General features: G+C 32.0%; 17 protein-coding genes and 2 tRNA genes. 13 read left to right on the forward strand and 6 right to left on the reverse strand.

The window, feature by feature from the left end; translation table 11 throughout:
• Positions 1-131 precede the first annotated feature (131 nt).
• From AC2S94_RS01595 to AC2S94_RS01655, 13 genes are all read left to right on the forward strand, one after another.
• A complete protein-coding gene (locus AC2S94_RS01595) occupies positions 132-1,247 on the forward strand; it encodes a DUF2914 domain-containing protein (protein WP_484629768.1) in 1,116 nt (371 codons plus the stop codon).
• Positions 1,248-1,745: 498 nt separating this feature from the next.
• Positions 1,746-2,981, forward strand: a complete 1,236-nt coding sequence (locus AC2S94_RS01600) for a tyrosine-type recombinase/integrase (RefSeq protein WP_484629769.1) — start codon at positions 1,746-1,748, stop codon at positions 2,979-2,981.
• The gene (locus AC2S94_RS01605; protein ID WP_484629770.1) at positions 2,966-4,120 is read left to right on the forward strand and encodes a hypothetical protein; all 1,155 of its coding nucleotides are present in this window, start codon (positions 2,966-2,968) and stop codon (positions 4,118-4,120) included. The genes AC2S94_RS01600 and AC2S94_RS01605 overlap by 16 nt, the downstream gene beginning before the upstream one ends.
• A gap of 181 nt (positions 4,121-4,301) precedes the next feature.
• Complete coding sequence (locus AC2S94_RS01610) at positions 4,302-4,592, forward strand: helix-turn-helix domain-containing protein (protein ID WP_484629771.1); 291 nt, start codon at positions 4,302-4,304, stop codon at positions 4,590-4,592.
• A 101-nt stretch (positions 4,593-4,693) separates the two neighbouring features.
• A complete protein-coding gene (locus AC2S94_RS01615; protein WP_484629772.1) occupies positions 4,694-5,902 on the forward strand; it encodes a primase-helicase family protein in 1,209 nt (402 codons plus the stop codon).
• Between the two features lie 218 nt (positions 5,903-6,120).
• A complete protein-coding gene (locus AC2S94_RS01620) occupies positions 6,121-7,023 on the forward strand; it encodes a toprim domain-containing protein (protein WP_484629773.1) in 903 nt (300 codons plus the stop codon).
• Between the two features lie 109 nt (positions 7,024-7,132).
• Entirely contained in the window at positions 7,133-7,432 is a 300-nt protein-coding gene (locus tag AC2S94_RS01625; protein WP_484629774.1) for a plasmid mobilization protein, read from the forward strand.
• Positions 7,429-8,301 (forward strand): relaxase/mobilization nuclease domain-containing protein, encoded by an 873-nt coding sequence (locus AC2S94_RS01630; RefSeq protein WP_484629775.1) that lies wholly within the window; start codon positions 7,429-7,431, stop codon positions 8,299-8,301. Before AC2S94_RS01625 ends, AC2S94_RS01630 begins: the two co-directional genes overlap by 4 nt.
• A gap of 17 nt (positions 8,302-8,318) precedes the next feature.
• Positions 8,319-8,678: a hypothetical protein gene (locus AC2S94_RS01635; RefSeq protein ID WP_484629776.1), complete on the forward strand. Its 360-nt coding sequence runs from the start codon at positions 8,319-8,321 to the stop codon at positions 8,676-8,678.
• Positions 8,679-9,751: 1,073 nt separating this feature from the next.
• Positions 9,752-12,889, forward strand: a complete 3,138-nt coding sequence (locus AC2S94_RS01640) for an Eco57I restriction-modification methylase domain-containing protein (RefSeq protein ID WP_484629777.1) — start codon at positions 9,752-9,754, stop codon at positions 12,887-12,889.
• Between the two features lie 10 nt (positions 12,890-12,899).
• Entirely contained in the window at positions 12,900-13,481 is a 582-nt protein-coding gene (locus tag AC2S94_RS01645; protein ID WP_484629778.1) for a hypothetical protein, read from the forward strand.
• Positions 13,478-14,818 carry a restriction endonuclease FokI C-terminal domain-containing protein gene (locus AC2S94_RS01650; protein WP_484629779.1) on the forward strand — a complete coding sequence of 447 codons (1,341 nt, stop codon included), beginning with the start codon at positions 13,478-13,480 and terminating at the stop codon, positions 14,816-14,818. The genes AC2S94_RS01645 and AC2S94_RS01650 overlap by 4 nt, the downstream gene beginning before the upstream one ends.
• A 44-nt stretch (positions 14,819-14,862) precedes the next feature.
• Positions 14,863-15,774, forward strand: a complete 912-nt coding sequence (locus AC2S94_RS01655) for an FRG domain-containing protein (protein ID WP_484629780.1) — start codon at positions 14,863-14,865, stop codon at positions 15,772-15,774.
• 324 nt (positions 15,775-16,098) lie between these two features.
• Here the strand turns inward: AC2S94_RS01655 and AC2S94_RS01660 are convergent, their stop codons facing one another.
• The 6 genes from AC2S94_RS01660 to AC2S94_RS01685 all read right to left on the reverse strand — a co-directional run bounded on the left by AC2S94_RS01660 (position 16,099) and on the right by AC2S94_RS01685 (position 21,877).
• Positions 16,099-17,157 (reverse strand): DNA adenine methylase, encoded by a 1,059-nt coding sequence (locus AC2S94_RS01660; protein WP_484629781.1) that lies wholly within the window; start codon positions 17,155-17,157, stop codon positions 16,099-16,101.
• Complete coding sequence (locus AC2S94_RS01665) at positions 17,145-18,881, reverse strand: hypothetical protein (protein WP_484629782.1); 1,737 nt, start codon at positions 18,879-18,881, stop codon at positions 17,145-17,147. Before AC2S94_RS01665 ends, AC2S94_RS01660 begins: the two co-directional genes overlap by 13 nt.
• 2 nt (positions 18,882-18,883) lie before the next feature.
• A complete protein-coding gene (locus tag AC2S94_RS01670) occupies positions 18,884-20,449 on the reverse strand; it encodes a hypothetical protein (protein ID WP_484629783.1) in 1,566 nt (521 codons plus the stop codon).
• 13 nt (positions 20,450-20,462) lie between these two features.
• Complete coding sequence (locus tag AC2S94_RS01675; RefSeq protein ID WP_484629784.1) at positions 20,463-21,545, reverse strand: hypothetical protein; 1,083 nt, start codon at positions 21,543-21,545, stop codon at positions 20,463-20,465.
• 155 nt (positions 21,546-21,700) lie between these two features.
• A tRNA-Leu gene (locus AC2S94_RS01680) sits at positions 21,701-21,789 on the reverse strand.
• A gap of 15 nt (positions 21,790-21,804) precedes the next feature.
• Positions 21,805-21,877: transfer RNA gene (locus AC2S94_RS01685), tRNA-Gly, on the reverse strand.
• Positions 21,878-22,168 lie beyond the last annotated feature (291 nt).

A 22,168-nucleotide genomic window follows, 5' to 3' on the forward strand; every position in this document is an offset into this window, starting at 1 on the left:
ATTATTTCCCTTATTCCGGAATATTTCAAAAGATCCTAATTCCAAACTTTTTCATATACTCTTTGGCATTAAAGTCAAAAGAAATATTGGGATGATGTTTTTATCCTAAATTTGGCGCGGCTGAATAAAGTATGAAAAGAAAGTTAGTAAAATATAGAAATACCGCTTTTGGAAGGTTCATTTTTCGCAATCAGAAATATGCTCCCATTCTATTTTTTATGGGTGGTTTTGTTTTTGACACCCTTACCTTGGGGCGAATAGATCGAGTTTATGATACCGTGGTACTTTGCTCGCATATGACCTTATTATCCCTAACGCTTTATCTCTATAATACAGTAGATGAAGACAAATGGGAAGGCACTTTGATCAGGCGTTATTCTGAATATTTCCCGTTAGCCATCCAGTTCTTTTTTGGTGCACTTTCAAGTGCTTTTGTCATCTATTTTTTCAGAAGCGTGTCAATGTCGAGAACGATATTTTTCTTCATATTGCTGGTCCTGCTGTTATTTGCAAACGAGTTTCTTAAAAAGAAGATATCCAACAAATACCTTCAGTTCAGTGTTTACTTTTTTATCAGCTTTACCTTTTTTGCTTTTATTATTCCCACGCTGATAAAGGAGATGAATACCTCTATTTTTATCATTTCGGGGCTTATAAGTTTGGGGTGTACCCTAGCACTCATCATTTTTATTTACAGTTTAAGTCCGGTCACAAGAGCCGAGATAAGTCTGAAAAAACTGATCGGTTTAATTCTTTCTATCTATTTAACGATTAATGCATTTTACTATTTCAATCTTATTCCACCAGTGCCTTTGGCGATGGACACCGGCTTGGTTGCTCACGATGTGCGAAAAATAAATAATGAATACATGGTCACTTACGAGAAGAATCCCTGGTATATATTCTGGCGTAAACATGACGTCTCTTTCCATCGTCAGAAAGGTGGACGAGTTTTTGTATTCACTTCTGTTTTCGCCCCTACCAATTTAAAAAAAGCCATTTTTCATAGATGGAAATGGTACAATCCTAAAACCAGGAAATGGGAAATTACTGATGATATCGATTTTGAAGTTGCCGGTGGACGCGATCGAGGTTTCCGTGGATATACCTATAAAAACAACATGAAAGAAGGCCAGTGGAAAGTTGAAGTAATTACAGAAGAGGAACTAATACTTGGTATCGTGGATTTTGAGATCAAAAATACTGCTGAACCTCATAAAGTAGAACTGATAAAGAAATCTTTTTAACAACTGTCACCTCGTTGTTTTTTTATTACCAACCGTTAGTACTTAAGCTAGGTTTAAAGAGATAAGCTTCCTATTTTACTTCACAAGTTCGTTGTTTATATTAAATTCCCCACATTCCAGATTTGAAAACCCTAGCTGTGCCAATGATTCCCCCATAGTCTAAAGATAATTATATCATCCGGCCTATACATACTTTGAATTGAGGATTTTTTAAATCAGTCTTATCAAATGAATTTATTAACAATGAAACTGGATATTTTGAAAAAATTTTAATATACAACCATTATAAAATAAAAAAGCCCCTGCTGATGCAGAGGCTTTCAGTACTCGGAGCGGGAGTACCTATAATCTTGTACCCACCTAAATCGTCTTAAATCCCAGTATATTGCTATCATTGAATTGAGCAATATAAAATTAAATTTAATATATTCGTTTTGAACTCAAATTGGTTGCCCCTTTCGTTGCCCCTTTTTTGAGTTTAAATTTAAAGGAATCTAAATGCAAGTTTCATTTCATTTACGTAAAGACAAATTAACTAAAGCAGGTTCTGCTCCTGTAAGGATGCTGGTTACCCTAAATGGAATGAAGATCTTCAAAACCGTAAAGGGAGTAAAAATCGACCCGAGAGATTGGGATCTCAAAAAAGAAAGAGTAAAGCCGAATAGAAAAAATGAAGAGTATAATTTTCATATTGAGTTCAATAAGACTATAGATGAGCTTGAGCAAAAAATGAAAGCCATTTTTAGGTATTATTTATTGAACCAAATAGCACCGACTAAGGAAAATTTCTTAAGTCAATTAGAAAGTGGCTCTAATCCATCATTAAAGACTGACTTCTGGAGCTCCTTCGATGACTTTATTGAAAAAAGTAAGATCACAAAAGCCGAACGAACTGTAACCTCATATGTAACGGCTTATAGATACTTAAAAAAATTTCAGGAAACCACTAAGTACGAACTAACATTCAATACAATAGATGATAAGTTCTATGAGGAGTTTCAAGATTACTCTTATCAGGTCAGGGAAGTCAAGAATAGCTATGTTTCAATGATCATAAAAGTCCTAAAGACCTTTATGACATGGAGTTATAAAAAGAAATTGCACACTAACCTGGACTATAAAGAAATAGTTGCCAGGGAGGATGAAACAGAAGTTATCTTTTTAACCATGGAAGAGCTAATGGACCTTTTTAATCACGAATTTGATTCTGAAAAACTTGATCGGGCTAGAGATATCTATTGCTTTCAGTGTTTCACAAGTCTAAGAATAAGTGATATCCAGAATCTCGAAATTTCGAACATTTACCAAGACCATATCCAACTGAATATTCAGAAAACTAAACAGAACAACCATATTATACCCCTGATAAGTCACGCAAAGAAAATTCTTCACAAGTATAAGGACACCATTTATGAACCCATACCGAAGATTTCTTCTCAAAATCTGAACAATTATATAAAGAAATGCTGTAAAGAAGTTGGAATTGATTCTCCCATTCAAAAAACGAGATACGTAGGCCAAAAACGGGTCAGTGAGAACTTCAAAAAATATGAATTGATCACTAGTCACACCGCCCGTAAAACCTTCGTAACCAATAGTTTAATAATGGGAATGAGTCCTGTAGTAGTTAAAAATATTTCCGGACACAAAAAGGACAGCTCTTTTAGGAAGTACGTTAATATTTCCGATCAATTCAAGCAACAAGAACTAGATAAAACATGGAACAAAACTTAAGCTCCTTCCAATATTTCCCTAAAGAGTACGAGGAAAAATTACGTATACTTAGTCCAATTAACCGCTTATTCTATATGTGCCTGGCTGCCTCTCAGTTAGAAGACGGTACAGCTGAAATGTGTTCTATATCATCGGATGTTTCCGATCTAATATATCAACTTAGGGAAACATACTCATTGAATGACTATAGTAAAGCCATTAAAAATCAATGCATTTTAATCAATAAAAATGATGATTTACTTACCGCAAGTCCTCTCTTAATTGGTTTTGAAACATGGAAAGAAATAATGAAATATGAACTCTCCCTAATCCCTATTAATGAGAGAGAACAAGAATTAAAAAAATTCCTTGGGTCTTTAAAGGATCTATCCTTTCGCATTAATAACGATCATATTTTTAATGTCTTTGACTTACTACTATCATTAGATCATGTCTCTGAGTTTTCAGAAAAGGAGTTTGATTCAGATCTGACCTCATGGAATTCAGAACCTTTGGATTCGTTTGATTTAAATTATTTGGACACGATTGAGGAGCTTCTAGATGAAAAAGGGCATTACTATTTGGAATCTCTGGATACAGTAGTATATGACATCCCTATTAAAAGATACAGCGATTACCTAAAAACCATTGATCTTCTAGCTTTAAAAACTGAAGATCCAAAAGAAGTCCTTAGAAGAATTCAAGAACAAAATAGTAGAGAAAATGAAAGAATTCATTTAAGTAAAAGTCCAAATATGATTATCAAAGGGCTTATCTATCTACTCTCAAAAACTTACCCGGAAAAAGAGAAATCCGAACTTGCTCAATTTTCTACTCAGATAGTTGATTCTATTTTTGATACTGAAAATCACCCTAGCCAAGAATCTTTTACAGGCCTCGAGATTCAAAATAGTATTCTAGTGGACTACCTGATATTCCTCCAAAAGAATAGTTATATATATACCGAGAACATGAAAACTTCTATTCAGAAGGTGTTATCTCGACACATTAAATTTAATTTAAAAGGCGGTAGTTCATATCCAACCTTCAAAAGATTATACTATGACAGAACTCCTGAATCAGGCAATATTTTAAATCATAAGCCTACTTTTGGCGGTCTAACAACTGAAATTGCTCTTAAAAATGAAATGATTCACTAGTTCTCATGATAACTTTAAATATTATTTCAATCTTTAAATTCATTTTAAAAATCTTTTAATCAGATATTTAGGTATTTCAAAATGAGAACTTTCGAGTTCTCATTTTAGTTTAACCCTACTTGTTTCCAATTTAGCCACGGATATCCAAATGAAACCATGTCTAACTTAAAACCAATTTATTATGGGACAAGTAATACTGTATAGCCACACAGAGAAAGATCTGGAAAAGGTTATTGAAAAAGTGTACGTAAGATTCGCTAAGCAAAAGGGCTTACCGAATATATTGGATGAAAAAAATAATGATCGTCTAAATCAGAAACAGGCCGCAAAATTTTTAGGTATATCCGTTACCAGTATTATCGACTACAAGAAAAAAGGAATGATTCCTTATTATCAAATCGGCAGACATCCTTTTTTCTCAAAGAAAGAACTATTAGAGGTAGCCCGTCAGGGATATAAGTATTCAAAATAAAAAAGCGAAGAGTTGCAGCTCCTCGCTTCCTAATTTTTTATCACAATTTAATTCTAACATAAACTGTATGAGACAAATATACAGTTTAAAATCAAAACTGTATGGAAAAAAACATTAATTCCTATTCCAGGATAGCAGTGGATTACTATGAACTACAAGAAATACCCACTAGTCATGGAAAGAGTATAAAAAGACTAGTTAAGTGGAAAAGACAGACGATTATTGATGATTTTGGGAAAGATTCGCTTTCAAAAATTAAAAAATATAAAGGATTTGTATGCATACCCTCACATACTAATTTTAAACAAGTAGTCGGGAGTTTCTATAATAAATATCATCCCCTACCCTACATCCCCAAAGCGGGTCCCATCATACATACGCTAAAATTATTGAAACATATTTTCAGAGATCAACTAGAAGTTGGCCTAGATTATTTACAAATACTATACACTAATCCTTTGCAACAATTGCCAATTCTTTGCCTGGTTTCAAATAATAGAGAAACTGGTAAAAGTACATTTCTGAGTTGGCTCAAAGCTGTTTATGAAGACAATTCTACATTTTTAAATAATAGTAATGTAAGGAGTGGGTTTAATTCTGATTGGTCTGGAAAACTTTTAGTTTGTTTCGATGAAGTGCTTTTTAGATCATCTGAAATAACCGAGAAACTAAAATTTCTCAGCACATCAAAATGGGATAAAATGGAGAAGAAAGGTGTCGATAGAGTTGAAGTTGAAATGTTTTCAAAATTCATATTATGTAGCAATAATGAAGATAATTTTATCAAAATTGATCATCTAGCCACACGATTTTGGGTCATAAAGTTAAAATCAATCCCATTCAAGGATCCAGTTTTTGAAAAAAAAATGATTAATGAAATTCCTGCTTTTCTACATTTTCTTGAAAACAGAGTTTTATCTACAGAAAAAACTTCAAGGATGTGGTTTTCTTTTGATCAAATTAAAACACCTGCCTTTACAAAACTTGTCCAAAACAACAAGAACAAAGCTGAAAAGGAACTTGCCAATTTATGTTATATGATCATGGAGAAGTTATCCATGGACCAAATCAAAATTTGTCCAGATGATGCGGTGAGCTTTCTAAAAACAACCAGGGTAAAAAGCGACTTAACTGAAGTACGAAAAATTCTCAAGGAAAATTGGGGCTTGGAAAACGTTTCAAATAGCAATGGTTATGAAAAGATTCGGATTCATTCCAATGGCGATTTGAAATGCAGCAAATCAAAAGGCCGATACTATACTATTACCAAAGAGTTTTTAATACAAAATTTCGATGCTATTGATGACTAACACCCTTAAGATAAGACTTTATAGTATCTAAGAGTGTCATCAAAATTTCATCAAAAACTCATCAAAATCGATTCGATCCAATATAGGGTTGATCAAAAATTTAAAGTGATGACATATTGATGACATCCCTATCCCCTGCTATTATTGGTGCCGGGATAGGTTTGTCATCAATCATCAAAAAAAATCTAATTATTAACCTGCTTTTGAAAAAAAAAAATATGAATTGTAATCAAGCAAACAGAATCCCCCTCTACGAACTATTGGTGGATCTTGGAGTGACTAATACCGATTTAAATGATCGGGATGCCTGGTTCCTAAGTCCATTTAGGAAAGAAAAGAAAGCCTCCTTAAAAGTCAATCGGATCAAAAATGTATGGTGCGACCACGGATCAGATTTAGGCGGTACCGTTATAGACTTCATAATAATTTTAAAGAACTGTGACGAAAAGGAAGCACTGGCATTTTTAAGAAACTCTAATCACACACCATCTCCTTTTTCTTTTCACCAGCAAAAAGAATCCGCTGATGAGAAAAAACTGAATTATGAGATCGTAGAATTAACTGGTTTAAAGGATACCAGTTTGTTGAATTATCTTTTAGAAAGAAAGATCGACATCAACATTGCCAAGCAGTATTGCAAGGAAATGCATTATTACAATAAAAAAATAAAATCACAAAATGATAATAATGTAAAACAACAAAGCAATAAAACAGTAAAATTATATAAAACCATTGCCTTCGAGAATGACCAAAATGGTTGGGAAACAAGGAACCGATACTTCCCGAGATGTTTTATAACAAAGGCCATAACTACGATATCCAAATCCTCAGACATATTGAACGTATTTGAAGGATTCATGGACTTTCTTTCATATCTCACCCTGATGCCTCAAAAGTCTAATGAGGACTATCTCATTTTAAATACTACAGCCAAGGTTTCAGAGTCATTAAGACTTTTAAATCAATACAGCCTTGTAAAGACTTTTCTGGACAATGATGATTCAGGTCAACATGCCACCAGATTGATAGAGAAAAACTGCCAGGTTAGCTTCCAAAACATGAGCATTAGGTATGAAAATTTTGATGATGTAAATGATTATTTAAGACACTTAAAAAAATAAACAATATCGCGAATCCAGAGGTGTTTTTCACCGTACAAATCCAAGGATTTGAACGTCTTAAACCATCTGGTTTTTCTCCCGAAGGTCGCAAAATTTAAAACATTAAATCATGAATAGAAATAAACGAATGGAGTTCAGGGTCACCAACTCAGAATTCCTAATTATAAAAAAAAGGGCATACCAATCCGGTTGTACAGTTTCCAACTACTTGAGATATACAGCAATGAATTACAAACTATCACATAAACTGACCCTGGAGGAATTAGAGGTCTATAGATCACTGATCAAGTTTGGAGATAATTTCAGAAGGATAGACAATTATTTGAAGAAAGGGGATATCTCTGGAATGAAAGAGGAAACCAAAAAGACAGCAATAGAAATTCGTAAACATTTAAAAAAACTAAAATGATAAGTAAAGCCTACGCATGCCCAGGAGGGATAGACCTTTTTCGATACGTTGTTAACGAAAAGAAAGGGTATGAACTTTTTAGAAACGGATTATCTGGAGATTCACCTAAGGATCTAAATTCTGAAATGACCATCATTCAAAATCAGAATTTGAGGTGCAAGAAGAAAGCTATAAGTATAGTTCTATCACCTTCTATCAAAGACGGACAAACCATATCTGATGAAACTCTTCAAAATCTAACGAAGGATTTTTTAGAGAAGATGGATCTGGATCCTGATAAAAATCAATTCATAGCCTTTGTTCATACCGAAAAACAACACAAACATGTGCATATAATCATGAATCGTATCCAATATGATGGAACTGCACACAATGACAGTTTTATAAGTAAAACAGCTCAAAACGCTGCTCACGAAGTAGCACTGCAATATGGTTTGATCTCTGCTAGAACCATTCTGGAAAGGAAAAACCTTGAGAACAAAAGAATATCGAAAGAAGCAAAAGAACGTATTAAAAAGGCTCACTATTCTGTGATCAGTAAGAAGCCAAAAAACCTAATGCTCTATCAGAAGGAAATGGATGCTTATGGAATTAAAGTCATACCTACAATTAATAAACAAGGCAAAATTCAAGGATTCCGATTCGAGGACACCAAATTGGACAAAAACCTTAAAGCGAGTGAGGTTGATCGTAAAATTCAACTACATAAATTATATAACCTCGAGTCCCGAAAGATAACCGAAACTAAAGTTCGAGAACCTAAAGATTACAAATTCGATCATGATCTCTTTAAATCGATTATTTCAAAGATCGATCTGAACTACGATGAAAATCCCAATAAGAAGTACAATAGAAATCGTAAAAAATAAACCTTAAAACCAAAATCATGGCTAAAAAACCACAACCTAAAATCTACGAAACAATAGAAGTTCTAATTCCGGAAATACAAAAATTAAAAAAAGAAATAATCAAAAGAAATGAAACCTTGGAAAAGTCAATTAAGAAAATAGAATCAGTAAAGATCTTTTTTGATCATGAGAAGTTTGCAAAAACACAGAAAGGAACTTCAGAAGATTTAAAAAAGTATTCGGAAGATTTCAAAAATAAGATGGCCGAGATTAATTTGGAGATGGCACAATCAATTGAACGCAAGTATTCTAAAGAAAGATTATATATAATTATTTGGAGTTTTCTTCAAATGATAGTTACGGTGCTATCACTTTATTTGGTGATAAGTCAAAAATAGAACGAAAATTTTGCAGGTTCATTTCTGTTTGAAGTGTCACAGTAAACCCCAATCTCTGTATCAGGTGTTACGCAAGATTTAATCTCTGTTTGAAGTGTCACAGTAACTTTTAATCTCTGTTTCAAGTGTCACAGTAGACTCTAACCTCTGTTTCAAGTGTCACCGCAAAAAGTTAATCTCTGTTTCAAGTGTCACAGTAAACTTCAATCTCTGTATCAGGTGTTACGCAAGATTTAATCTCTGTTTGAAGTGTCACAGTAACTTTTAATCTCTGTTTCAAGTGTCACAGTAGACTCTAACCTCTGTTTCAAGTGTCACCGCAAAAAGTTAATCTCTGTTTCAAGTGTCACAGTAGACTCTAACCTCTGTTTCAAGTGTCACCGCAAAAAGTTAATCTCTGTTTCAAGTGTCACAGTAAACTTCAATCTCTGTATCAGGTGTTACGCAAGATTTAATCTCTGTTTGAAGTGTCACAGTAACTTTTAATCTCTGTTTCAAGTGTCACAGTAGACTCTAACCTCTGTTTCAAGTGTCACCGCAAAAAGTTAATCTCTGTTTCAAGTGTCACAGTAAACTTCAATCTCTGTATCAGGTGTTACGCAAGATTTAATCTCTGTTTGAAGTGTCACAGTAACTTTTAATCTCTGTTTCAAGTGTCACAGTAGACTCTAACCTCTGTTTCAAGTGTCACAGTAAACTTTAATCTCTGTATCAGGTGTTACGCAAGATTTAATCTCTGTTTGAAGTGTCACAGTAAACTCTAATCTCTGTATCAGGTGTTACGCAAGATTTAATCTCTGTTTGAAGTGTCACAGTAACTTTTAATCTCTGTTTCAAGTGTCACAGTAAACTCTAATCTCTGTATCAGGTGTTACTGCATGGATTTGATCTCGGTTTGAAGTGTCACAGTTGATTCAAATCTCTTTATCAATTTTAGTAAAAAGACTAATTATTTTTAAGTTAAATCGATTTTATAATTGCATTTGAAAAATAACAGATATTAGTTAGCTTTATGCGGTCGATCTATCACTTCCCTACGTAATCGGATTGATTAAAACTAACCTATCTATTTAATGCCTTTATATCAAACTTCAGTACTTAAAAATTACCTCAAGCTTCAGGATGATAAGATTGTAGATAAAGCCTATAAAAAATTCACTTCTTATTTTCAACATCCTGAAATTCAGGAAAATATCAGGAAATCGAAGGAAGAGCAATTTCAGGCCACATTTCTGAATGAACTTTTTGTGAGTATTTTAGGTTATACTTTAAACCCACATCCCGCTTATAATCTTACTACCGAATTTAAGAATGAATCTAATAACCGTAAGGCAGATGGTGCCATTCTTAAAAACGGTAATGCGATTGGTGTTATTGAACTGAAGGGAACCAATACGAAGCACCTTGAGGGAATAAGAAAACAGGCTTTTGATTACAAGGCCAACCAGAAGAATTGTGTATATGTGATTACTTCCAATTTCGAAAAGCTTCGGTTTTATATAAACGATGCTACCGAATTTTTGGAATTCGATCTTTTTGAACTTAACCGTGATGATTTTGGTTTACTATGGCTTTGCCTGAATCACGAAAATATCATGGGCGGACTTCCGCAAAAGATCAAGGAAGAATCTTTAGTGGAAGAAGAACAGATCACCAAAGAATTTTATAAAGATTATTCTGTTTTCAAGCGGGAACTGTACCGTGACCTGGTTCGCAGGAATGCGAAGAAATTGAAATCCATACGTCATTCTGAATTGGTTTCAGAATCGCTTGATGATGAGGATTTTCAAAAGGAGATCGACAGGCTGGAGAAAAATGTAAAACTCAGCCTTTTTAAAAAATCGCAGAAACTCATAGACCGTTTCCTGTTTATCTTCTTTGCGGAAGACCGTGGCCTGCTCCCACCAAATTCTATCATCCAGATTGTAAAACAGTGGGATATGCTGAAGGATATGGATGTAGACCAGTCATTGTATGAACGCTATAAAATCTATTTCAATTACCTGAATACCGGCCGGGAAGCCAAAGGAGAACATGCCGCGATCTTTGCCTACAATGGCGGACTTTTTAAGCCAGACCAGATCCTGGACATGCTGGAGATCGATAACGAACTGCTGCACCGCCACACTAGGAAGCTGGCAGGTTACGATTTTGAAAGTCAGGTAGACGTAAATATCCTTGGGCACATTTTCGAGAATTCGCTGAATGAAATTGAAAGCGTAAATGCCGAAATTGAAGGTGCCGACTTTGATAAGCAGAAAAGTAAGCGGAAAAAAGACGGAGTTTTCTATACGCCGAAATACATCACCAAATATATTGTTGAAAATACCGTAGGCAAGCTTTGCGAGGAAAAGAAAACCGAACTGGGTTTTAGAGAAGAAGAATATTTTAAAGGAAGAAGGAAACGACATAAGGCGACTTTAGAACAGCTTCTGAAAATTCTTGACAATTATCGTGAATGGCTACTGAAATTAACCATTTGTGATCCAGCCTGCGGGAGTGGTGCTTTTTTGAACCAGGCGCTGGATTTCCTGATTAAGGAACATCGTTATATCGACGAGATGCGCGGCAAATTGCTGGGCGAAAGTTTTAGGTTTCCGGGAATTGAAAATACCGTGCTTGAAAACAACATTTACGGCGTGGATATTAATGAAGAAAGCGTTGAAATTGCCAAATTAAGCCTTTGGCTCCGCACCGCCCGGCCACACCGAAAGCTGAATGACCTGAGCGATAATATTAAATGCGGAAACTCTCTTATAGACGATAAAAAAGTAGCCGGCGATAAAGCGTTTACCTGGGAAAAAGAATTTCCAGAAGTGTTTGACTCTTCGACAGGCTCAAGGGGAGGTTTTGATGTAGTGATTGGAAATCCACCTTACATTCCAACTGAGCTTATTGTCCAACTTGAAAAGGATTATTTAGAATTAAAATTTCAATCTGCCTACGGTAGAATAAATCTTTATCCTATATTTTATGAGCAAGGAATTCATCTTTTAAAGAGAAAAGGTTTATTGTCATTTATCACTCCCTATACAATTTTGAAAAATAAATACTATAAAGCTGCGAGAGAATTTATTTTAAAAAATACTTCTATTCGAACACTAATTGATTTTCGAGGCAATTTGGTTTTTGAAGATGCAGCGGTTGATTCAATAATTTTAAGCCTTGAGAATTATAAAAATCAAAATAACATTTTTGACTACATCCCAGAAACTAAAAATTTTCAGCAAGGTGAGTATATCTCTTTTGAATTTAGTCAACAAGAGATATTTGAAAATGACGATTTATCTTTAAATCTATCATCTTTTAGCAAGATAATTAAAAAATTATCCGAAGGCTGTGAGTCTTTAAAAGATATTGTCAATTTCAAACAAGGCATAATAACTGGAGGAAATAAAAAATTTATTACAAGCCAGAAGAGTGAATTAACCGAGAAAGTTCTAACAGGAAGTGATTTTAATCGATATTATTTAGAACCCAAAGGTGATTATATAATTTATGACTCTCAAAAATTACACAGACCTAGAATAAGAGAGATTTTTGAAAGAAAAGAAAAAATTCTTTTAAGGCAAACAGCATCATATCCTATTTGTACTATAGATAAGGAACAGTATTTCACACTGGATACTGTTCACAATGGTCTTATCACCAATGATGAATATTCCATAAATTATTTATTAGCCTTATTAAATAGTAAATTGTTAAGATTTATCTACGAAAATTCCATTAATGAGTCTGGGAAAGTTTTTGCACAAGTCAAGATCATGTATATTGATGAATTACCCATTAAGAAAACTAATTCTCATTTTCAATCAAAGTTCATTAAATCAACAAATAAAATGGTGGAATTCAATCAGTATCTATCTAATCTGAACAGAAAGTTTATTTCATATTTATTTTCTACTTATGCATTCGAAAAATTATCTCGAAAACTCCAAAATTGGCATGAATTGGAATTTGGCGAGTTTATTAAAGAGCTAAACAAAGCGATTAATAAAACGAATAAAGAACGAGAGAAAGAGGGAATGGAACCGGCAGCAACCTTGACCAAAAAAGACGAATTTGAGTGGATGGAACTGTTTGAAGAAAACAAGCAAAAAGCAGTCGCCCTTCAGCAGCAAATAGACGAAACCGACAGGAAAATAGATGCGATGGTGTATGAGCTTTACGGCTTAACGGAAGAAGAGATAAAAATTGTGGAGAATAGTTAAACTTAAATCTATGGAACCATTATTTGTCCTTGTCTTAGTAATCATTCTACTGTTAATAGTAATCATTCTTCAGACATTGAAAATTAAAGAACTTAACAATAGATTAAATGATTCTAAAATAGAATCATCTGAGACTAAAATGAAGGTTTCATCCAGAAATTTTGTGAAGGATGAAAACGTTTTGAAAAATAATGAAAACATTAATTTTAAAAAGCTCTCGAAGCCTAATGCCATCCGTATTGTGAACGATTATATAGGCTACAATGCTCTTTCTAAACTCAACACAAATTATGCTACGCTTAATACAGAATTAATGCGATGGTGGTTCGACATTCCTCCAAAAAAGTTTAGAAACGAATTACATTTAATTCTAGCAGATGAGAATACTTTTAAATGGATCAAATTACCTGCTCACATTGCGAAAGATCCACTTCGAAAATTTGCGATAAGAGAAGATAAGGGACTTATAGATATCTTAATCTCGGCAGAACCAGGATATAATTATATGAGAGATATCCGGTCAAACAGTACAAATTTCAATTTCGAGCCATTTGTTGAAAAAGAATTTAGATTTAAAATACCAAATAAATGATCAGGGATAACCAGAAGGATAAGATTCTAGAAATATGGAAAACTTATAATAAATCGGATAAAATAGTACTAGATACAAAAGGAAATCCTTTACCGAATATCGATGCGGAAAGGGAAAATGCGATAATAATACTTCTTGATTATATTCATAAATTTTTAAATGGAGATTGGGAAATTCATGAATTTAAAACAACTGTAGATAGTTTCAATAAAAGAAATAATCTTTGGGGATTTACGGCTGCTAAGGGTCAAATGTTTTTCAACCAGCTTGTACGTAATAATGATCATCAAATACGACAACTAACTTCTTTATTGAAAAAGGTAATAGTGAAACCTGTCGACCTTGAAGAAGCATTAAGGTATATCAAGTTATTAGAGAATCACTGTACAGAAATCTATAAAAATGCCTCCGATAGGAGAAAAGTAGCGAATCCAAGCTCTACAGGTTATTTTTTATCTTATTTCTGGCAAATTCAAAATCACCATGAGTGGCCTATAATATATACTTCTTTAATTATTGCTTTAGAAGAGTTAGATTTATGGAAATCATTCATTAATCAGCATGATGCTTATGCCTATTTTTTTAGTCTGAATGAAGAAATAAAGACTCTGATAGAAAAAGAAACCGGAAGTGTAGTTTCGAACTGGCAATTAGAGCATGCATTCTGGAAATATAAAGGTAACCCAAATAGAGATAAGAAAACATTAGTCGAGAAAAATACTCAACAGGAAACTATTGATGATGCGGAAACAAAATTAAGCTTAACAGCTAATTTCAAATTAGAAGACTATTTATTTCCAAAAGTTGCAAAACTTATAGAAGTTGGTACTGATTCAAATCAAAGTGCATCTTCCAAAGGAAGCGAATTCGAAAAATTAGTCGTTGAAATATTTAAATTAATGGATTTTGAGGTGGAACCCTTAGGGCAGGGTTATGGCCGAAATCCAGATGCAGTCATTAAATTCCCAGAAGATCATACAGCATTTCTGGTGGACGCAAAGGCTTACACCAATGGTTACAGTCTTGGCTTGGATGACAGGGCCATTAAAGAATATATATCTTATCATTCACCTCTCCTAAGAAAAGAGGGCTATACCAAATTAGGGTTTATAATAGTTAGTAACAGTTTCAAATCCAATTTCGAAGAATTTGTTAATGAGGTCACTTGGAATACAGAAATAAAAAGGTTCATTCTATTAACCTCAGAAGCTCTTCTATATCTACTTGCATACAAATCTAAGGATCGTTTAACTTTACCTAATATTATTGAAACACTCATTAGCTTAAATAATCCTATTTCAGCACAAGATATTATTGAAGAATATGATGATGTATAGAATTCCACAAAAGATTAACACATAAATTTTCTACTGATCATATTATGAAAAAAATAGAAGGTGAACTTCGTTCTCATTATCAGAAAAAAGTAAGTTTTCTAGAAGGAGGGACAGATCCGTTTCAAAGTGATTTTAAAGTTGGCACGAAAAAAGAATGGGATAGCATTGGTGCTAATGTTAGTAAGGTAAGGGCTAGTGAAGGATATGAAGTAAAATCGTTCCGTGACTTAATCGATCAAGTTGCATTAGTAACACTGAGAAACAAATCCTTCGAAATGTTTTATAGAGGGCAATCTAAGGATTATCTAAACAATCAACATATCTATTATAGTGATAGAAAACAAAAATCAACTATAATGCCTGGAATTTGTAGACCAGGCAGGAAAAATAATGGAAATCTTAAATACTCAATTAGAAAAAAAGAGGTTAAAAAAAGATATGATAAATTATACGACTTAATTGATTTTGTTAACAGGCGAATCCCAGTTAATTTGCCAGCGGAATATTACATGTCCATATTTCAGCATTATGAAGTTTGTCCGACTCCATTAATTGATATAACTCAATCATTACGTGTCGCTGCTACTTTTGCATTAAATAAATCAAGGACTGGTTACCTATATGTGTTTGGCCTTCCTTTTCCTAATCAAAGTATTTCATATTATACGGATCTAGGAATTATCTTATTGAAGTTACAAAATGTTGTTTCGGTAGAAGCAATCAGACCACGATATCAAGAAGGCTATTTAGTCGGTAAATTTCCCTTTACACGAGATAAAACCAAGAATGATGATCTAGCAAATAGAATGGTGGCAAAATTCAAATTAGATAATAATGATGGGAGATTTTGGGATAATTTTTTCCCACCGATGCCTGAAGAGGTATTATATCCAACTGAGGATAAATTAGAAATTAAAATAAAGAAGCTAGTAAGTGATTTCGAAAAGCTTACTTGAATGAATTTAAAGAAGGGCAATAAATATCAAAATTAACCACTATTAAAATACATTCCATATAATTCTCTCCTTCAGAGAGCATTATTAATGATCATTAGAATTGACTATTTCCAAAGTTTTGGTAATCGATGAGAAAATAGTGTAATATTATTTTGAGAAAATTATATGCTCCCTAACCCCTAAATTTTAGGGGCATTTCAATATTTTAAAGAGGTGCCATATCGAAAATTATTAGATCTTAATTCAGGTCTAGGGTAGCAAATATTAATGGTAGCTTGGTGTTATATCGAATAATATGAAAAAGATTTTCTTACTAAAACAAAATCAATGTAAATTCTCACAAACAATCACAATCTCCTTATTGAGCTTATTATTCTTACTTAAAGCATAATTATATTTACCTAAATTATGAGTTGTAACATTGAATTGGTCAAAATTATTTATCAAAGTTATAATTTCATCAATTGACGGAATCCCGTTATTACGATAGGATATAACTAGATGAGAATTCTCGTGATTTTCAATTAGATTTCTCATATCATTAATAAATCTTGATTTTTTTTCAAATTCATCTGATTTATTAAATTGAATTTCCCTATTATTTTTTTCGAAGTTTATATTTTCTGGAATATCGTAATAGTTTACCAAACCTTCCAGAAAATGGTATTTACTATGATATGATGTTGAATTTTTTTTGGTGAAATACGGAGGATCAATATAAACTAAATCTGTTCTTATAGGACAATCTGAAGCACTGTAACAATAGGCTGAGTTTTCTCTATTATTGGAAAAGCAAATATTATCTAATTCGATGATAAATCTTTCGAAAAGCTCCTTAAAGCTTCTCTCCCAAGTTTGCTTATTTCCAAAATTTCCATTAGTAAAATTTAATCTCATATTGAGATTATTTCTATGAAATAAGTTATATGGCCTTTTCATCAAGCAACTTTGAAAAAGTATATAAAAGGCACTACATTTCTTATTTTCATCTTCAAGCGCTAAAACGTTCTGAACATAAATATCTAATTGCTCATTTTCCTCATCTGTAAAATAAATACCATTGAAGTAATCAGAAATATAACTCTGATAATTTACTCCAGCTTTTGTTTCAAAAAGTTCGATAGCCTCATCGAGGCTTAATAAATTACTATTTTGTTCTATTAATTTTCTCCCAATAATCTCATTAAATCTGAAAATATCATTATAGAAAACCTGTTTGTTATTTAATTTTGCATAATATGCGAAAGAACCAGAACCTCCGAAAATATCTAAAACCGTGTCAAATTCTAACTGTGCATCATCCACTATAATATTCCAAATACGATCTACAATTTTACGTTTTGAACCATAATATCTTGTCTGGGGCAATATTATATCTGGCATAATTCTCTTAAATATTCATTTAACTTTTTAAGTTCTGGCTCAGCAATACATTCTAACTTCAAATCTTCATGCTTAAAAAATGGCACATCAAATTTATAAGGGATGACACCAAAACCTTCTCGCTTTCGATTATAAACTCCGTCTTCAGCATTAAAAAAATGTTTATAGTTATCCAAATTTTCATTACTTAACATTCCTAATAAGAAGAACCGAAAATTGGAAATATTGACCCCACTGATTTCTTTAAGTAGATCTATGTGCTTATTATATTTTTTTAAAGTTTGATAAACGTTGTCTTTCGAAAGGGTTGTTTTAGCTTCCAAAAAGTAGAATTCATCTTTATTAAAGATTATAAAATCAAATTCTGCATAAGAACTTTTCTGACCTTTTATATATAATTCTACATTAGATATATATGAAATTTTTAATTCATCTAAGATTTTTTCAATAATGTCTTCGTAATACTTTTCAATAAGATAAAAAGATAGTTCTGCCTTGAGAATATGGACTTTATTTTTACTTTTTGAAGTTGGACTAGAATTTACATATTTCTCAATCTTATTTTGATCTTTATGTCGAACGTAGTGAAGAAGATTATACTTTTTTCCAATTTTCTTTTTTGTGTATATTCCTAGAGACTCTTTTTCTTCTTGATGGTCTGGCACAAAGAAATTGAAATCATCAAAATGCTCCAGACTATCTATTAAAATAAAATCCTCAAAAAAGGCTTTATAATCATCTTGAATTTTAATCCCATTTCTGATGTAGAGATTATTTTGAATATTACAAAGCAACTTATTAAATTCAGGCTCATAACTTTTTGACCTAAAATCTTTAATTAAAGAAGTTTCTGTATTGGAGCCAGCCGTACGTTTTTTGAAAATGCTTTCATTAAAAATTCTCCAGAGGACTTGATCCTGGAATTCATTTTTTATATAACTCATGATATCCTCATGACCATGCTTGAAAAAAATATAATTTCCGACCCGAAGACCTAAAACTCGTTTATTCTCTTTAGTTCGAACTAAATAATATTCATCATTTTCTTTAAACTCTACTTCAGTGCATAGTTGGTGATCCAAATTCAACCATACATTATCGAAATCGAATAATTCCTTATAAATTTTGCTATCATCCAAATAGTCATAATTTAATTTGAAAAGGATAGGCTTAATCAAACCTGGTCGATTTACCTCAATGTAGTTACTATATCTCTTACTAAACTCATAAATTTCAGAAACACTTTTGATCGATTGCTTTAATTCATCACTTGAAAGGTACTTAATTAGATCTTGGATTAAATCTATTGATTTGAATCTTTCATTGATATTACCTTTAAATCCTGATTCGGGTATTGTTGTGTAAACAATAGAACTATCTTTTAAAAAGTAGATATATCCTTTAGTTCGCAATTCATTTAGAAACAAATCGCTCTTTAAGTAATGTTTATTAAGGCTGCTTGCTAGTGATTCGAAGAGGTGATTTTTGTTCTGAGTATAATTTCCTGATTCATCTTGATCAAGAAAATCATCTAAGTTAAAATCTATATTTTCGATAGCATCTTTATCAAATAATCCGACAGCTTTTTTTATTTCAGAATCTTCTGTATCGCTATTACATAACCGTTCAGAAACATCAAAACATAAATTAAAGAGAGCGACAATATATTGATCAAGATTTAAATTTATATTGTATGCGAATACTTCATTGTGATTCTCAAACATAATTATAAACTATAATTTGTGTAATTCTCAATAATTAATTTAAGTTCATTTTGGAATTCAAAACGTGATCGGTAGAGATCAAGGAGAGTAAAGAAATCTTCATAATCCTCTACATCTACAATTTCTATTTTATAGTTTTCCAACTTTGAGTAGTTTTCTAGATAGGTATAATTTAGCTCCATTCTAGTTGGAACAAATAGAGATACTTTCTGAACATTCAAATCCTTATCGTAATTTAATGCTTCGAGAATTCCATTAATTTTTATGATTTCTTGATCAAGTATAGATTTATCGTCATTAAAAATGAAGTAGCATAACGTATCAGTATTAAAATTGTAATAATACCTTAATTGACTTTTGAAATAATTGTCATTTTTGTATTCAAATTTGTACGCTAGACTTTCCAAATAATACTCAAGTGGATCAAAAAATTTCCTATGTAGATTTTTAAAGGCTTCAACATTAACCTTCAAATCATATTTTGATTCATCGAATATTTCCTTAAGCTCATATTTATTCAATAACTCATTTAATGACTTTTTATCTTCATTATTAAATATAATTTCAGAGATTTTTTGAATTAATTTCCGATTACTGTTAACATTGACTCTATCCTCCTTAGCTAGTTTACCAATTATTTCAGTTACATCCCTTTTCTCCTCAAATAAGCTCAATAAGTATTCAATAAGTTCCTTTTTATCTTTGCTTTTTGATATTGGTTGGATCGGAATAATATTTTGATGAATCCGAGAATAAAATGCTTCGTTAGTTTCTTGAATTTTACTTCCATCCGTTTTATCGGTCATGGCTAAAATTAAATAATGACCATTAACCTTGGTTGATAAATCATGTAATTCTCTCAGGGAGGTAAGAAAATTAGAAAAACGAACTTTCGATTTATCACTTATTCTTTCGACTTCATCTAAACAAAAGATTATATAAATATTCACTTCTGCTAACAGATTTAAAAACATTACAAGAATAGCACGTCTTTCATAATTTTTTAAATGCTTTAGAGACTCTTTATTAAAATATCTTTTACTATTCAATCTACCGGTACCCATATAAAACAATCGCTTTATATCTTCCCTTCCTTCTGCTTGAAACAATTTCAAAACATATTGCTTTATTGCCCCAAAATTATCATCATAATTATTTGCAATCTTAGAATGATCAAATGATTTATTTTTCAATTCTATTACAGCATCAATGATTTTATCTGTGTAATTATCTTCCAACATTGTTAGAAGATTAGTGAAAATATCGAAGTTATCTAGATCTGCTGGATATACTAAAACATCAATATCTGAATCTCTAACTTTTTGATAATACAACTTTAGATACTTAATAATATTTGTCTTACCATTACCATAATTCGCAATTAAAATAGAAGTTTGAAATCTTCCATTTTTAATATTTTCAATTTTTTCACCGACCTTATTTTTAACGTCTTCTTGATCTATTATATAATATGGCAATTCTGGAACTTTTCCTTCCTTAACATCCTCAACAAATGTCTTTGTAATATTAGTAGGTTGAAGCTTTTGCCATAATTTCAAATCGGACATAAGTTAAATTGATTTAGAATTTAATTTTTATATTTACTACTGGCCTATTCCTTACCTTAAATTGCCCCTTGGTAGAATGAGATTGAACGATATTATTAAAAAAAATTTTTAGAGTGTTTTTCTTTGCTTCATAAAATTCCGTAAGAAATTTTTGAAAAGAATTTTTACTCATTGGCATTTCATTTGCCATACTCTCTAGTGATGTAAATCCAAGTTCATTTTTAGGAGCTGATTTATATATTTTTATAAATAAATTGATGTTATCCTGAAGTCTACTTTGACTTCTTATGGCGTTTTTAGAATACAATTCAATAGTTCGTTTCAAGGAATCGAATTGCTGTTTCATCTGATTCTCTTCAATCAATCGCAAATATACTTTACGTATATTCAGATTTTTATCCAAAAGATCTAAATCATTCATCCAATGATGACGAACCTTATTGAAATTTGATTGACTTGCCTCAGTAAAGTTGAAATGTTTCAGATTAAACTGCTCAAATAGAAAATTATAATGAATATCAAATAGATTCAAATTATTAAAATTCTTTAAAGCTTTTTTAATCAAGGCTAGCGAAATAAAAAAATGAAAGTCATTTTCCATTATAGATAAAAAGAAAATATTCTTTTCCTTTCTACTTAATTTCAATTCATTACTCCTTAATCGAACCAACTCTTCTCCTCTTACACTAAGTAGATAGTCTTCATCTACAAAATCAAGCTTATCCTTTGCCAAATTAATAAAGTAAGAAGTAGCCTTATAACTATTGAAAATTGACTTTTGAACAATAGTATTTCGCTCCTCTAGAGATTTTTGAATTATGGATTTCTGTGAACCAATATCCAATCCATTAAGTTCTTCAAAAGAACTTGAAATTGCAATAGAAGAAGGAATTCCATGTACTAGTAAGTTATCATGCCTTTTATATAATTCAAAAAACTTCTTTAATTGATACAAATAGAACTCTGTATAAAAATCAGATTTTGCTATCCGACCATTTTTATTATACTTTTTGATAAAATTACAAACCCATTTGATTGAATTGAGGTTTTGATTATAAGGTCTATGAAGACTTTTTATGTAGAGAATTTTATTCAACTTAGGTGGGAAAGTCTTAATTCAATTAATTATTTTTTCAAAAAATGAAAGATAGGAAATATATTTATTTTAATCATTCAAACTAAAAAATGTTGCCCTTTTCGTTGCCCCTTTAAAACAAAAAACCCTCAAAATCAAATGATTAAGAGGGTCTCTGGTACTCGGAGCGGGACTTGAACCCGCACGACCGTTGCTGGTCATTGGATTTTAAGTCCAACGTGTCTACCAATTCCACCATCCGAGCGTAAGTTTATAAATGAGCGAAAAACGGGATTCGAACCCGCGACCTCCACCTTGGCAAGGTGGCGCTCTACCAACTGAGCTATTTTCGCGATTTTTAAGAACATTGCAATCTCGCCGGAGCGCTTATTGCGGAGGCAAATTTAAGACAAATCTTATAATGGCAAAGAATTTTTTAAGAAAAAAGCTGCCTGAAATTTTATTCATCACAAGCATTTCTGTTTACTGCCTTATAATGAGAAAAGAGCGGTGAAAAGTATTGTTGGAAAAAAACTTAAATCAACCATAATATGTAGAAACTGACTCGTCAGAACACCTTAAATAAAATGAGGTTTAGAAACAAGTTTAGTAGGACAGTTAACCATGACTAACTAGTAATGCTT

Source organism: Christiangramia pacifica (assembly GCF_057221535.1).